The following is a 13,055-nucleotide window of genomic DNA, read 5'->3' as shown; positions in this document are numbered from 1 at the left end:
GCGGTCAGCCGAAGGAGAGCTCGTCGCCCTTCAGTTCGATCGGCTCGGGCGGCAGGGGGGCCGTCGCCGGGCCCGACGTCACGCTGCCGTCCGAGATGTCGAACCTGCTCTGGTGGCACGGGCAGACGATCGCGCCGTCCTTCACCTCGCTCACCGCGCAGCCCGCGTGCGTGCACTTCGACGAGAACGCCTTGAACTCCCCGGCCTTCGGCTGGGTGATGACGACGCCCTTGTCCGCCAGGACCGTGCCGCCGCCCACCGGGATGTCCGCCGCCTTCACGAGCGGGCCCGGCGCGGCGCCGTCCCCGCCTCCCGTACCGCTGCCGCCCTCGGGCTCCCCGCCGCCCCCGCACGCGGCGAGCGCCGCCGAGGCGATTCCCGCCCCGCCGGCCGCCACCACGGTCCGCCGTGCCACTCCGCTCATGCCTGCCCCTCTCCCGTACCGCTCGATACCGGCTCCTGGAGCGACGGTAGACGCAGACGCTGTGACGTACGCGGTGTTCGCCGCAGACTCCCCCGAGGCGGAGGTCAGTCCAGCAGCCCGACCAGCCATCCGAGCAGGTCGCCCACCGCGCCGAAGGCCCACTGGGCCGCCACCACGAGCAGCACGCACACGCCGAGGAAGAGGAGCGTGCCCCAGCCGCAGCCGTGGCCGCCCACCTCCGTCGAACTGTTGTCGCGGCCGCCGGCCTCGAAGTCGAACAGATCCATGTGCGCCCCCTGAACGCCTCGCGAAGCCCCCCGCTCCGACCTTCTGTGGTCTCAGGACTCGCCGGAGGGCCCGGCGGTTCCGGCCGGCCGCCCCGCGGCGGGGTTCAGCGGGCGACGGTCCAGCGCTGGCCCTCGGAGCCGTCGCACGTCCACACGCCGAGCTTCTTGTAGTCCTCGTGGTAGGTGAGGCAGTCCTGGTCGCTGATCCGGATCTGGTAGGCGTCGCCGCCGACGGGGAGGACCTCCCACTTCTGGGTCGTGCTCGCCTTCCAGGTGCTGATCTGGGCGTAGTAGGTGCTGGTGTTCATGGTGAGGGCCGGGCCGCTGCCGTTGGCGATCTCGTAGCGCCCGCCGCCGGCGTCCTTCAGCGTCCAGGTGCCGCCCGTGGTGCCGAGCTTGCCCGCGACGACGGACGACCCGGACGACGTGCCCGTCGCGACGGCTCCGAGGCCGTTGACGGTCCTCAGCTGCACGGGGACGCCGACCGGGAGCTGACCGGCCGCGGGACCGGGCGCCTCCGGCCCGCTGTAGGAACGGAAGGCCGGGGCGGTGCCGGGGTGGGCGGGCACGCCGGGGATGGGGGTCATGTCGCCGGGGCCGGGCGTCTCGCCCTTGGGCACGCCGGGGTCCGCCGGGGGCTCCATCGTGGGCCGGAAGTCGATGGTGGAACCGTTGCGGTCCCACAGGCCGTAGAAGCCCCAGTTGATCCAGCCGCCGTCCCCGTGGTTGGTGAAGCTGCCGCCGCCGGAGAAGATCCAGATGCGGAAGGTCTGGTCCTCGCGCGAGTTGGGGGAGCTGTACTCGACGTCGCCCCGGAACGCCACGTTCTGGAGGTTCTCCGTGTAGTGGTTGTAGAACCAGGGGTCCCCGAAGGCGTTCTTGCCCTTGATGTCGAAGATCATGATGTTGTAGTTGCCGCCGGTGTACTCCGTCAGCATCTGCAGCAGTTCCTTGACGAAGTTCTCCCGGTCGAGCGTCTTCGCCTGGCTGCTCTCCTTGACCGCCAGGATGCACCACGTCAGCGTGCCCGTCCCGTACGACCCCGGCACGACCGTGTCCTCCGGCTTGCAGTTGTCGGCCGCGCCGTCCGCCAGGGCGGGCTGTGCCGCCCCGCCGGCCAGCAGGGCGCTCGTGCACAGGGTGGCTGCCACGACCGTGGCCAGCTGCTTCTTCACTCGGGGACTCCTCGGGGACGGGACGCGGAAGTACGACGGTCCCCACCCTGGGCTTTCCCCCTAACGTCCCGCTGATGATCCACTTACGTCACGGGCGCGTGGTCGGTAAACGCCTCGGTGGCCGGTGCGCAGGTGCCGGGGGACCGTACGGCCAGGGCGGGGTTCCGGCGGATCTCCACGTCCAGGGGGCGGGTGACGGCGTCGCCGAGACTCACCCCGGCGGGCTCCGCCAACTCAAGGACCCTGGCGTCGTCCGGTTCGGCGTCTCCGCTACGGACGACCACCGGGGGCACCATCGACGCCTGCCGCACCACATCGTCCCGTCGTTCCGCCGAGCGGTCCGAGAGGTGAAGGGGCGTCAGGCTCGCCACACCTCGGCCGTGGCGAGGAACGCCGACGACGACGGACGCTCCGGCGTCCCTCCCCGGCTGATCTCGCCGGGCTGGACACGGCCGTCGACGCGTGCGCGGGCTCGTCCGCACGGGGCGAACACCAGGCTCAGGCTGTGGTCCACCCCGGCCAGCGGGAACCCGTCGGTGGCGAAGGCGCGCCGGTCCAGCACCTCGGCCATGCGCACGTCGACGCCTCCGCCCCACGCCCGCAGCCCGGACGCGAGGTCGAGCCGGACCTGGACCGCGGACCGGTGGAACCGGGGAGCGGACCAGGGCAGACCGTCGAGTTCGGGGAAGTGCCGGACGAAGTGATCGGCCAGCCAGAGCGCGAGGTGCGGGTCCTCCCCGACGACCCTCACCCCGTCCGGCCGCCAGAGCACGAGCGCGTTCCCCGCGCCATGGGTGGACCACTCCACCTGCCAGGTGGAGAGGAAGGCCGTGCACGCGCCCGATCCGTCGAAGAGCTGGAGGCCGGGGTTGGCACCGACCAGGATCGGCTTGCGCGACGCGGGATCGCCGGCCGGACCGTCGCCGGCGGCCGACGCCGACGCCGAGGTCGGGGTGGCGGTGGCCGATGCCGGGGTGGGGGCGGCCAGCAGCCCCATCGCGCCGAGCGCGGTGCCCATGCGCACGAGGCCGCGTCGGCTGACGGCGGCGGAAGGCCGGCGGCGGTCGGTGTGCGCGGGCGAAGACCGGTCGTGGTCGGTGTGCGCGGGCGTTCGGTCGGAGCTCAAGGCGCCTCCTCGGTCGTGGTCACACGGTCGCGGACCACCCTCCGACGGGGCCGGCCGAGGCCTCCACGCATTCGAGGCCCTTCGAATCCATCGGCCCGCCCCCGCGGCGGTGGGACACTCGCGGGATGGCGATGAGGGTGCGGCTGGACGCACAGGCGTGGAGCAGGTCGCGGTTCGCCACGTCCGCGGCCATGGAGATGCTCGGTGTGCTGCGGCACCGCGGCCGGCATCCGGCCGCTCACGCACGGGAGTGGCACGCTCGCGCCCTGCGGGCGCTCCCGCCGGAACAGCTGGCGCTCCTGGAGGCCCTGGTGCCCGCCGATCACAGCTACGCCCCGGATTTCCTGACCCCGGTGCCGCGCCACGGCGAGTCGATGGGGGAGGTGGCCGCCCGGATCGCGGCGACCCCGGCCGAGGAGGTCGACTACCAGCTCGACATCGCGATCCGCGGCCGACGCGTGTGGCCCCACGTCCTCGCGCTGCACCGGAGCGAGGCCGTCTACGAGCGGTGGCGGCGACCGATGCCCGCGGCGCTCGCGCGGGTGGCACGCGACGGCGGTGCGGCCGTGGCGACCGCCGCCGCCACGGCGATGGCGACCCTGTTCGAGTCCGTACTGGCCCCGGACTGGGCACGGGTCAGAGCCGTACTGGAGGCGGACATAGGCCACCGTGCCGACCGGATGGCGGCGCACGGCGCGGCGGCGGTGTTCGACGATCTCGGCGAGCGGATGCGGTGGACCGGCACCGAGCTCGTCCTGGAGCGCCCCTACTCCGGGATCGTCGACTGGGCCGACGAAGGCGTGCTCTTCGTGCCGGCCACCACACACGCCGGCCCGGTGCTGTTCGCCGCCGAACGCCCGCACCCGCCGGTGCTGATCTACCGGGCGCGCGGCATCGGCGCCCTCGGGGAGCGCCCGGCGGGCGCGGCGGAATCGGCTCTGACGGGGCTCGTGGGCGTGACCAGGGCCGCGCTGCTGACCACGCTCGACGCGCCCGCGTCCACGGCCGAGCTGAGCCGGAGGACCGGCTGGAGCAGCGCGACCGTCTCGTACCACCTCGGCATCCTGCTGCGGGCAGGGCTGGTCGACCGGCACCGCCGAGGTCGTGTCGTCCGGTACGCGAGGACCGGCCTCGGGACGGCGCTCGCGACATCGGCCGCCGTCGACGGGCCCCGTCAGCCCCGCCCTGCCGGACTGCGCGGCCGGCGATGAGTTTCCCCGCCCGCCTCCGTCTTACCTGGTGAACAGCGAGAAAAGCTCATGCACAGGAGGCGTCCGTGATGGACAAGCAGTTCACCGCGACCCTGCGGAAGAGCCCGGACAAGGGCGGCTGGACGTACGTCGTGTGGCCCGAGTCGGCAGAGTTCTTCGGCACCCGCGGACTGGTGAAGGTCCGGGGCACGATCGACGGCCACCCGTTCCGGAGTTCGTTCATGGCCCTGGGGGACGGCACGCACAAGCTGCCCGTGAAGGCGGACGTGCGCAAGGCGATCGGCAAGGAAGAGGGCGACACCGTCACCGTCCGCCTGGAGGAGCGGCTGGGCGACTGACCTCCGGACCCGGAAGACCTCGCGCGGCCCGGCCGGGTGGCGGAGGGGCGGGTCCCGCTGTGCGGGTCTCCGGAGGGGAAGCGGCCGCCGCTGACCCAGCTCCGACCTGCACGCCGGCGGAGTGTCGAGTGGTGAGGTGGTCGTGGGGCGGCTACGGCGCACGGGGCTTGGCTCCCACGCCCGCCATACAGGTGGAGTTCGCCGCCCCGGAACCCAACCACGCAGGTCATGGCGAGTGTGATGAAGCGACTGATCGATTGCGCCCCGTATGGAACGGTCGGCCGCGAGGGACGGATCTAAAGTCGCCCTACTTGTCTGCGTTCATCTGAATTCTTCCACCGGAGTTCCCATGGTCACGTCCACGGAGCCACCCACCCTCGTACCGGTACAGAGGAGGAGCAGAGGGCGCATCGTCGTGGACTGGATGACGACGACCGACCACAAGAAGATCGGGCACCTCTACCTGATCACGTCGTTCGTCTTCTTCCTGCTCGGCGGAATCCTCGCACTGGTGATCCGTGCGGAACTGGCGCGGCCGGGGCTGCAGATCATCTCGCCCGAGCAGTACAACCAGGCGTTCACCCTTCACGGCACGGTGATGCTGCTGTTGTTCGCCACCCCGACCTTCGCCGGTTTCGCCAACGCGATCATGCCGTTGCAGATCGGGTCCCCCGATGTCGCCTTCCCGCGGCTGAACATGCTGTCGTACTGGCTGTTCCTCTTCGGCGGGCTGATCGCGTTCGGAGGGATCTTCACCAGCCAGGGGACGGCCGACTTCGGCTGGACCGCCTACACCCCGCTCAGCGGAGGGGAACGCACTCCCTACGTCGGCGGGGACATGTGGATCATGGGGCTCGCGCTCGGCGGCTTCGGCACCATCCTGGGCGCGGTCAACTTCATCACCACGATCATCTGCATGCGGGCACCGGGCATGACGATGTTCCGGATGCCGATCTTCACCTGGAACGTGCTGCTGACCTCGGTGCTCGTACTGCTCGCGTTCCCCGTGCTGGCGGCGGCGCTCTTCGCGCTGGAGGCGGACCGGCAGTTCGGGGCGCACGTCTACGACCCGGAGAACGGCGGAGCGCTGCTGTGGCAGCACCTGTTCTGGTTCTTCGGCCACCCCGAGGTCTACATCATCGCGCTGCCGTTCTTCGGCATCGTCAGCGAGATCCTGCCGGTCTTCTCCCGCAAGCCGCTCTTCGGCTACATCGGGCTGGTGGCGGCCACGATCGCGATCGCCGGCCTGTCGGTGACCGTCTGGGCGCACCACATGTTCGCCACCGGCGCGGCGCTGCTGCCGTTCTTCTCCTTCATGACCTTCCTGATCGCGGTGCCGACGGGAGTGAAGTTCTTCAACTGGATCGGCACGATGTGGAAGGGGTCGCTCTCCTTCGAGACGCCGATGCTGTGGTCGATCGGCTTTCTCGTGACGTTCCTGTTCGGCGGTCTGACCGGCATCATTCTCGCCTCGCCGCCGATGGACTTCCACGTGACCGACAGCTACTTCGTCGTCGCGCACTTCCACTACGTGGTCTTCGGCACGGTCGTGTTCGCGATGTTCGCCGGGTTCTACTTCTGGTGGCCGAAGATGACCGGCACGATGCTCGACGAACGCCTGGGCAAGATCCATTTCTGGACGCTCTTCGTCGGCTTCCACGGAACCTTCCTCGTCCAGCACTGGCTCGGGGCCGAGGGAATGCCCCGCCGTTATGCCGATTACCTCCAGGCCGACGGTTTCACGGCGCTGAACACCGTCTCCTCGATCGGCGCCTTCCTCCTGGGCATGTCGACCCTGCCGTTCTTCTACAACGTCTGGAAGACCGCCAAGACGGCCCCCCGCGTCACCGTAGACGACCCCTGGGGCTTCGGCCGCTCCCTGGAATGGGCCACCTCCTGCCCGCCGCCCCGCCACAACTTCCTCACCCTCCCGCGGATCCGCTCCGAGTCGCCCGCCTTCGACCTGAACTTCCCCAGCCTCGCCGCGCTGGATCACGGCCAGTCGCACAAGCGGGACGTCATCGACGACCCCGGTGCCCGGCAGAATCCGCGGGACGGCGGCGCATGACCACGCAGAGGCGCCCGGAGCCGGGAGACGTCGCGAGTCGGCGGGCCCGGCGGGGCGGCGACGTTCCCGCGCCGGACGGATGCGGTGTCCGCCGCCCCGACGCGCCTGCCGCGGAGGCGACCGCCGGCATCGCCCGGCTGGAGGGCTACCTCATGGCGCAGAGGGCCAGGAGCGAAGCGGCCGAGGCCGGCACCGCGTTCGCCCGCCGGTTCACGTGGCTGGGGCCCGACGAGCAGGCGGAGGTCGCCCGCGCGTTCGCCGAGGAGCACCTGTCCGTACGGTGCCGTATGCTCCGGGCCACCGTCGCCCGCGCGGACGAGCTCCGCGAGGAGTACAGCCGGCGTTACGCCTTCCTGTGCCGCCGGCTGGTGGCCGCCGGGCTGGGCCTGGTGGCCGTCGCGTCGGTCGTCTGGTCCGTCGTGCCGCGTGTCACCGGCTGACGGGTGCGCTTCCGGTCCAGCCGCCACAGCAGAGCGGACGCCGCGCTGAGGACGATGAGGACACCGCCGGCCACGATCGCGAGCATGCGGTCGGCCGTGTGCACGGCGGTGTTCTGGACGTCGAGGACGAACGGCGACACGAAGAGCCAGACGCCCGCGAGGCCGACCACGGTGTCGGACCGCAGGTTCCCGCCGCGGTAGACGCGCCACCCCGCGGCGAACGCCACGACGAGCCCGACGAGCATCTCGTTGATCTGCGCGTCCTTCGGACCGACCTGCGTGGCCATCGGCATCAGCAGGAGCAGGACGGCGACGGCCAGCATCAGCAGGCCCAGGATCTGATCGTGCGCGCCCCGGCGCAGGACGTGCGACGGATCCGAGATGCGGGGCCTCAGCCCCCGGTCGATGTGCACCACCATGGCTCCTCGTCTCCTCCCGGTCGTGCGGCGCCCGGCGGCTACCCCCCGGGCCCGGCGGCATGCGTCGTAAGGTTCCGGCCATTGAGGTGAGAAGCGCCCGGACCGGGCGTGTGCGGGGCCGGAAGGGGCAGGCGGGAGGGGAAGGGTGCATGCTCTCCCCTCTACCGAAAGCCAGGTGCCCGCATGACCTTCAATCCGCTGGAACAACGGGGCATCCCGCTCGACAAGCAGGTCCGCAGCTGGCGCGAGCTGAACGTCGCGCCGATCGATCCGGACGCCAGCGACCCGTACACCCGCTGCCGGATCATCACCATGAACGGCATCGAGGTCGAGGCGGTCCTGTTCAGCCACACGCTCGCGCGCAACACCGTGGACCCGGAGGTCAAGCGGGGCCTGGCGGAGGTCCGGTACGTCGAGGCCCAGCAGCAGAAGGCGGTCAACTGGCTGCTGCCCGGCGTGTCATCGGTGCTGGAGACGACGATCGCGTACGAGCAGGTCGCCGTCGACCTCACCGCCTGGATCGCCCGGATGGAGCCCGATCCCTACCTCCAGCAGGCGTACCAGTTCGGCGTCCTGGAGGACTTCGACCACCTGTACCGCTACGCGAACCTGTACGAGATGATCGAGCACCGCAAGGCCGAGGCGATCGTCGACGGCCTGACGGAGGTCATGCCGGGCCGCCCGACCCGGCTGCACCACCGCCACCCGTTCGACAACGTGCGAGACCCGTATGACAAGGCCGCCACCGACCCGCTCTCGAAGCTGCACGCGCTGACGGTGATGTCGGCGGAGCAGCAGACGATGAACTTCTACATGAACACCGGCCCCACCTACATGGAGCCGATCGCCCGTCAGCTCTACCAGGAGATCGGGCTCATCGAGGAGGAGCACGTCACCCACTACGAGTCCCTCGTGGACCCGGGCGAGACGTGGTGGGAGCAGCTGGTCAACCACGAGTACAACGAGTGCTACCTGTACTACTCGTTCATGGAGCAGGAGAGCCACCCCAGGGTTAAGGCGCTGTGGGAGCTGCACCTGAACATGGAGCTGGAGCACCTGCGGATCGCCTGCGACCTCATGCGCCGCCACGACGGCCGCGACCCCGAGGAGATCCTCGCCCCGCAGTTGCCGAACGTCCTGACGTTCGAGCCGAACAAGGACTATCTGCGCGAGCTGCTCGCCACCCAGATGGACCTCACCACCCTCGGCGCCGGCTATGTCCGGGAGGCGCACGAGCGGTTCGAGCAGATGCAGCAGCGCCTGCACGACGGCGAGAAGCCGCCCAGCGACCGCGTCATCGACCAGCACCGCGAGATGTTCGACCGCGACTACCGCCTGGAGACCGAAGGACCGCACCCCGTCGCATCGGAGCGCGCGTGATGGCCCGGGCGAAGGAGACCGGTACGGACGAGCAGGCCCAGGCCGGCGACCCGGCGGCCGGCGAGGACGTGGTGGCGCTGCTCATGCGGCAGCACGGGCGGATCCACACCCTCTTCGAGGAGGTCCGCACCGCGGAGGGGGAGGAACGTACGGACGCCTTCCGGCGCCTGGTCCATCTGCTGGCGGTGCACGAGACAGCCGAGGAGGAGGTCGTCCACCCCAGCGCCCGTACCGCCTTCGACGGAGGTGCGGACGTCGTCGAGGATCGGCTCGCGGAGGAGAAGGCGGCGAAGGAGAAGCTCGCCCTGCTGGAGGACATGGGGACCTCCGATCCCCGGTTCATGCCCACCCTGCTCTCCCTGCGCGACGCCGTCCTCGTCCATGCCCGGTCGGAGGAACGCTACGAGTTCGCGCTGCTGCGCCGCACCACCTCGCCCGCCCGTCTCTCCCTGATGGCCAAGGCGGTCCGGGCCGCGGAGGCGACAGCGCCCACGCACCCGCACCCCGGGACCGAGAGCGCCACCGCGAACCTCGCGCTCGGGCCCCTCGCCGCCCTCGCGGACCGGGCGCGCGACGCCATTCGCCGCACCATGGGGGAGGGGAACTGACACGTGAGGGGGCGGATATGGACGGCGCGCACGGGCCCGGTCCGTTGAGCGGCGGCTCCCAGGTCGTGTACGCGAACCTGGTGTCCGACCTCGCGGTGGACCTGGAGCAGCGGGAGGTGCTGGGCGCCTGGGCGGAGCAGGCCCCGCGCGAGGTCTGGCTGCTGCGGGCGGGCGACGTGCTGGTGACGCCCGTGCCGGTCGACCCGGCGTTCCTCCGGTACTCCTGCGCGCTGATCCGCGTCGACCCGGACTCGGTCGCCGTGCTCACCCTGCCGGAGGCGTTCGCGGCGGCTGATCGGCCGGTTCCGCACCGTGCGGCCGTCGAAGCGGTGCGCGCGGCGTTCGCGGGGCGCACCGTGACCGCGGTCCTGCCGACGGCCCTCGACTCCGCGGCGGTCGGCCTGGCCCGCGCACTCGGCGTCCCGGTGGCCCCCTACGCGTCGGGGGAGGCGGCGGAGGCGGCGCTGGAGGTGACCCGGCTCCTCAACACGAAGGCCGGCTTCCGGCAGGCGGCGTCCGAACTGGCGCTGAGGGTGCCGGACGGGCGCATCTGCCGCCGCACCGAGGTGGCGGCCGAGGCGGCGAAGCTGCTGGCGTCCCACGGAGAGGTCGTGATCAAACCGGACCGGTCGGCGGGCGGCCACGGTCTGCGCTTCCTCACGGCCGAGGGGGCTGGTTCGGGGGCGGCGGCGGATCTCGCCGCCGTCGGCGGGCCCGAGGGAGTGTGGGTCATCGAGGAACGGATCGATGTCGTCCGCTCCGTGAGCGTGCAGATGGAGACGGGACCCGAGGGCCCGCGGGCGGTGTTCAGCGGAGAGATGCGTACCGCGTCGGGCTGTTTCACGGGCTATGTGGCACCGTTGCCGCCGTCGCTCGCCCCGATCGAACCGACCCTGGAGAGCTGGGGCCGCTCACTGGGCACTTTTCTCGCCGAGCGGGGGTACGCGGGACCGTTCAGCGTCGACGCCATGGTGACGGCCGACGGGGAACCGGTCGCGGGGGAGAGCAACGTCAGACGCACCGCCACGACCACGCCGCAGGCGATGGTGAGGCGCCTGGCGGCCATGACCGGGGCGGGCGCCGGTGATCCGGCGTGGGCGACGGGCCGGGCCCGGGCGTCGGCGGAGTTCTCCTTCGACGAGGCCGTGGCGCGGCTGCACACCGCACGTATCGCGTACGACCCCTCGGCCGGAGAAGGGGTCGTTCTGTACGCGGGGCCGCCGCCGGACGGTCTGACCTGGCGGTACGCGGTGATCGCCCCGGACCATGCCGCGGTGGCCCGTTACGAGGAGCTCCTGCGGTCCTCCTGGGCCCACGCCCGCTGAGTCGGCATGCGCGCCCGACCTAGCGGACGAGCGCCGGGTGGCCCTCCGGCGTGCGGCAGGGGTCCGAGATCCGGCCAGGTCGGCAGCTCGAAGGCTCCCGCTCCACGTCCTGCCTTCCGGCCCGGGCGCCACAGCCGCCCTGGGGTTTCCGCAGCGCGGTGCGCCGGTGCCCGCTGTCGGGCAGCGGTCAAGCGCACGGGTGCGCTTGAGGAGCGGCGGCGCGGGCAGTCGCCCGTGTGCCGATCACCTGTGCGGTCGGGCGCGAGGGTTCTCCCGTGGCCGCACATCGATCACGCGTGAAGGGACGGTGGGCAAGATGACTCCCGTGTCCGTCGCCCGCGCGCAGGGCTGGTTCAACCTCGTGAGCGGGACGTGGCCCCTGGTCCACCGGCGCAGCTTCGAGGCGATCACCGGCCCGAAGGCCGACGTGTGGTTGCTGCAGACGGTCTCCGGGCTGCTCGTCGCCATCGGATGGGCTCAGATCCGCGGTGCCGGTACGGCGGAGGGGAGGGCTCACGCGCGTGTACTGGGTACCGGAACGGCTACCGCCCTGTTCGTGGTGGACGTCCGGTACGCCACCTCCGGGCGCATCCGGCGGGTCTATCTCCTCGATGCCGGGTTCCAGGCGCTGTGGCTGAGCGCCTGGTTCCGCAGCCGCCCCGGCGGTCGGTGCGACGGCATGCGAGGGAGGCGCGGTCTCCCTCCCCGCCCATGACGGGCACCGCGCGTGGACGTGCCGCACGGGCACTCGCCCTGTCCGGACCAGGCTTCCAGGCGTCCGCAGGCTCGCTCGCCCGTGTCGACCGGTTCACGTCCGCCTCCCTCGCGGCTCGTGTCGCTCCGGCTGCTGCCCGGGCGCGGTCCCCCGCACAAGGCAGCCGGACAGCGTCGCGCCCGCCGCGCGCGAGTCGACTCCCGGGGGCGGGGTAGTCGGCGGGCATGGAAACGGACCGCACGAAGTGCCAAGGACCGCAGACGGGCACGGGGCGAGTGCTCCGGGCGGTGGAGCGGGTGGAGCAGTCCACCGCCGCCGACGGACTGGTGAGCGTGGCGCGCCGAGTCGTCCGTGGCCTGCCCCTCGGGTCCGCGAGGGACGTCCTGCACGGGCTTCCGCTGGGCCATCCCGTCCACCCCCTCCTCGTCCAGGTGCCGATCGGCGCCTGGCTCTCCGCAAGCGTCGTTGATCTGCTCCCCGGTCAGCGCCGGGCGTCACAGGCGCTGATCGCCCTCGGTCTCGCGGGGGCGGCGCCCGCCGCCGCGGCGGGCTGGACGGACTGGGCGGAGCTGCCTCCCGAGCAGTCCCGCACCGGCCTGGTCCACGCGGCCGCGAACCTCACCGCGGTGTCCCTGTACGCCGCCTCCCTGACGGCCCGCCTCCGCGGGCGCCACATCAAGGGCCGGATCCTCGCGCTGGCCGGCCTCACCGCCGTCGGAGCGGGCGGGGCGCTCGGCGGCCACCTGGCCTACCGGCAGGCGGCGGGTGCGAACCACGCACGCGGAGGCCAGTACCGCGTCTCGTGAGCCCCGGCTGGCACCGGATCGGACCGGTGTCCGGCTTTCCCGCCGGCCGGCCGGCGCGGGCCGCGGTGGACGGCGTGGACGTCGTCGTCCGTGAGGGCGGCGGGCAGGTCCGCGTCCTCGCCGACCGCTGCGCCCACATGTCCGGCCCGCTGCCCGACGGCGAGGTCTCCGACGGCTGCATCCGCTGCCCCTGGCACGGCAGCGTCTTCCGGCTGAGCGACGGCTGGAACGTCCGCGGCCCCGCGACCGCCCGTCAGCCCTCGTTCGAGACGCGGATCGTCGACGGCCAGGTCGAAGTCCGTTTGCGCCACCGGCGCCACCAGGGACCCGCAGCCACGTGAACCGGCCCACGGGCACGACCTGCCCGTAGGGCGCGCGCCGTCACCCGAAGGCGCCGTAGTCCGATGACACAGCGGCCCATGGCGTCCGACCTTCGGTCGGGACGGCCGCGGCCCCGCAGCCGCCCGGCCGGGTCCGACGCCGCGTCGCCGCCGGCCTCTTACGGCTCCCACGACGGCTCCGGGTTCGCCCATGGCGGCCCGCACGTTTGCGTCGACCGTGCGGAGAGAGGCGCCGCGACGGCCGGAAACGGACGGGCCCCCGGATACTCCTCGCCTGCGATCACTCTCGGTTACTATGCTCACTTCATGCCGGAGGCCGGCAGCAAGGGGCGTGGCACCGTGACGGCCGGAGGGGGCAGCGGGGGAATCGGCTTGCCGGCCGAAACTCCCCA

The 13,055-nt window shown here is 72.0% G+C and carries 14 protein-coding genes and 1 pseudogene; 9 read left to right on the top strand and 6 right to left on the bottom strand.

Going from position 1 to position 13,055, the window contains the following annotated elements:
• Positions 1-4 precede the first annotated feature (4 nt).
• From ACFVQZ_RS09295 to ACFVQZ_RS09275, 5 genes are all read right to left on the bottom strand, one after another.
• On the bottom strand, positions 5-424 hold the full coding sequence (locus tag ACFVQZ_RS09295; RefSeq protein ID WP_383620764.1) for a Rieske (2Fe-2S) protein: 420 nt from the start codon (positions 422-424) through the stop codon (positions 5-7).
• Between the two features lie 104 nt (positions 425-528).
• The gene (locus ACFVQZ_RS09290; RefSeq protein WP_030492433.1) at positions 529-711 is read right to left on the bottom strand and encodes a hypothetical protein; all 183 of its coding nucleotides are present in this window, start codon (positions 709-711) and stop codon (positions 529-531) included.
• 104 nt (positions 712-815) lie between these two features.
• The gene (locus ACFVQZ_RS09285; protein ID WP_383620762.1) at positions 816-1,886 is read right to left on the bottom strand and encodes an RICIN domain-containing protein; all 1,071 of its coding nucleotides are present in this window, start codon (positions 1,884-1,886) and stop codon (positions 816-818) included.
• An 83-nt stretch (positions 1,887-1,969) separates the two neighbouring features.
• Positions 1,970-2,170 carry a hypothetical protein gene (locus ACFVQZ_RS09280; protein ID WP_321192338.1) on the bottom strand — a complete coding sequence of 67 codons (201 nt, stop codon included), beginning with the start codon at positions 2,168-2,170 and terminating at the stop codon, positions 1,970-1,972.
• Between the two features lie 74 nt (positions 2,171-2,244).
• Positions 2,245-3,012, bottom strand: coding sequence for a hypothetical protein (locus ACFVQZ_RS09275; RefSeq protein ID WP_383620760.1), 768 nt, complete (start codon positions 3,010-3,012; stop codon positions 2,245-2,247).
• A gap of 125 nt (positions 3,013-3,137) precedes the next feature.
• Here ACFVQZ_RS09275 and ACFVQZ_RS09270 point away from each other — a divergent pair, with 125 nt between their 5' ends.
• The 4 genes from ACFVQZ_RS09270 to ACFVQZ_RS09255 all read left to right on the top strand — a co-directional run bounded on the left by ACFVQZ_RS09270 (position 3,138) and on the right by ACFVQZ_RS09255 (position 7,069).
• Positions 3,138-4,223, top strand: a complete 1,086-nt coding sequence (locus tag ACFVQZ_RS09270) for a helix-turn-helix domain-containing protein (RefSeq protein WP_383620758.1) — start codon at positions 3,138-3,140, stop codon at positions 4,221-4,223.
• A gap of 68 nt (positions 4,224-4,291) precedes the next feature.
• Positions 4,292-4,561 (top strand): DUF1905 domain-containing protein, encoded by a 270-nt coding sequence (locus tag ACFVQZ_RS09265; protein WP_383620801.1) that lies wholly within the window; start codon positions 4,292-4,294, stop codon positions 4,559-4,561.
• 349 nt (positions 4,562-4,910) lie between these two features.
• Positions 4,911-6,629, top strand: coding sequence for a cytochrome c oxidase subunit I (ctaD, locus tag ACFVQZ_RS09260; RefSeq protein ID WP_383620756.1), 1,719 nt, complete (start codon positions 4,911-4,913; stop codon positions 6,627-6,629).
• Positions 6,626-7,069: a hypothetical protein gene (locus tag ACFVQZ_RS09255; RefSeq protein ID WP_051787358.1), complete on the top strand. Its 444-nt coding sequence runs from the start codon at positions 6,626-6,628 to the stop codon at positions 7,067-7,069. The genes ctaD and ACFVQZ_RS09255 overlap by 4 nt, the downstream gene beginning before the upstream one ends.
• Here ACFVQZ_RS09255 and ACFVQZ_RS09250 read toward each other — a convergent pair.
• Entirely contained in the window at positions 6,973-7,488 is a 516-nt protein-coding gene (locus tag ACFVQZ_RS09250; RefSeq protein WP_383620754.1) for a hypothetical protein, read from the bottom strand. The genes ACFVQZ_RS09255 and ACFVQZ_RS09250 overlap by 97 nt on opposite strands.
• A 183-nt stretch (positions 7,489-7,671) precedes the next feature.
• Between ACFVQZ_RS09250 and ACFVQZ_RS09245 the strand changes: the two genes are divergently transcribed.
• From ACFVQZ_RS09245 to ACFVQZ_RS09225, 5 genes and pseudogenes are all read left to right on the top strand, one after another.
• On the top strand, positions 7,672-8,868 hold the full coding sequence (locus tag ACFVQZ_RS09245) for a hypothetical protein (RefSeq protein ID WP_383620753.1): 1,197 nt from the start codon (positions 7,672-7,674) through the stop codon (positions 8,866-8,868).
• Positions 8,868-9,476: a hemerythrin domain-containing protein gene (locus ACFVQZ_RS09240; RefSeq protein WP_383620751.1), complete on the top strand. Its 609-nt coding sequence runs from the start codon at positions 8,868-8,870 to the stop codon at positions 9,474-9,476. Before ACFVQZ_RS09245 ends, ACFVQZ_RS09240 begins: the two co-directional genes overlap by 1 nt.
• 17 nt (positions 9,477-9,493) lie before the next feature.
• Positions 9,494-10,801 (top strand): peptide ligase PGM1-related protein, encoded by a 1,308-nt coding sequence (locus ACFVQZ_RS09235; protein ID WP_383620749.1) that lies wholly within the window; start codon positions 9,494-9,496, stop codon positions 10,799-10,801.
• Between the two features lie 325 nt (positions 10,802-11,126).
• A complete protein-coding gene (locus ACFVQZ_RS09230; RefSeq protein ID WP_383620747.1) occupies positions 11,127-11,516 on the top strand; it encodes a hypothetical protein in 390 nt (129 codons plus the stop codon).
• Between the two features lie 224 nt (positions 11,517-11,740).
• Positions 11,741-12,663 (top strand): annotated as a pseudogene (locus ACFVQZ_RS09225) (DUF2231 domain-containing protein).
• Positions 12,664-13,055 lie beyond the last annotated feature (392 nt).

It is taken from the genome of Streptomyces sp. NPDC057854 (genome assembly GCF_042797055.1).
In the GTDB taxonomy this organism is placed as follows: Bacteria; Actinomycetota; Actinomycetes; order Streptomycetales; family Streptomycetaceae; genus Streptomyces.
The sequence above is the reverse complement of the archived record's forward strand: the minus strand, read 5'-3'. Positions and strand labels throughout refer to the sequence as shown.

Bases quoted from the DNA above. Each gene is read 5' to 3' on its own strand.
- ACFVQZ_RS09295 (WP_383620764.1), bottom strand. From the start codon at position 424: ATGAGCGGAGTGGCACGGCGGACCGTGGTGGCGGCCGGCGGGGCGGGA.
- ACFVQZ_RS09290 (WP_030492433.1), bottom strand. From the start codon at position 711: ATGGATCTGTTCGACTTCGAGGCCGGCGGCCGCGACAACAGTTCGACG.
- ACFVQZ_RS09270 (WP_383620758.1), top strand. From the start codon at position 3,138: ATGGCGATGAGGGTGCGGCTGGACGCACAGGCGTGGAGCAGGTCGCGG.
- ACFVQZ_RS09265 (WP_383620801.1), top strand. From the start codon at position 4,292: ATGGACAAGCAGTTCACCGCGACCCTGCGGAAGAGCCCGGACAAGGGC.
- ctaD (WP_383620756.1), top strand. From the start codon at position 4,911: ATGGTCACGTCCACGGAGCCACCCACCCTCGTACCGGTACAGAGGAGG.
- ACFVQZ_RS09255 (WP_051787358.1), top strand. From the start codon at position 6,626: ATGACCACGCAGAGGCGCCCGGAGCCGGGAGACGTCGCGAGTCGGCGG.
- ACFVQZ_RS09250 (WP_383620754.1), bottom strand. From the start codon at position 7,488: ATGGTGGTGCACATCGACCGGGGGCTGAGGCCCCGCATCTCGGATCCG.
- ACFVQZ_RS09245 (WP_383620753.1), top strand. From the start codon at position 7,672: ATGACCTTCAATCCGCTGGAACAACGGGGCATCCCGCTCGACAAGCAG.
- ACFVQZ_RS09240 (WP_383620751.1), top strand. From the start codon at position 8,868: ATGGCCCGGGCGAAGGAGACCGGTACGGACGAGCAGGCCCAGGCCGGC.
- ACFVQZ_RS09235 (WP_383620749.1), top strand. From the start codon at position 9,494: ATGGACGGCGCGCACGGGCCCGGTCCGTTGAGCGGCGGCTCCCAGGTC.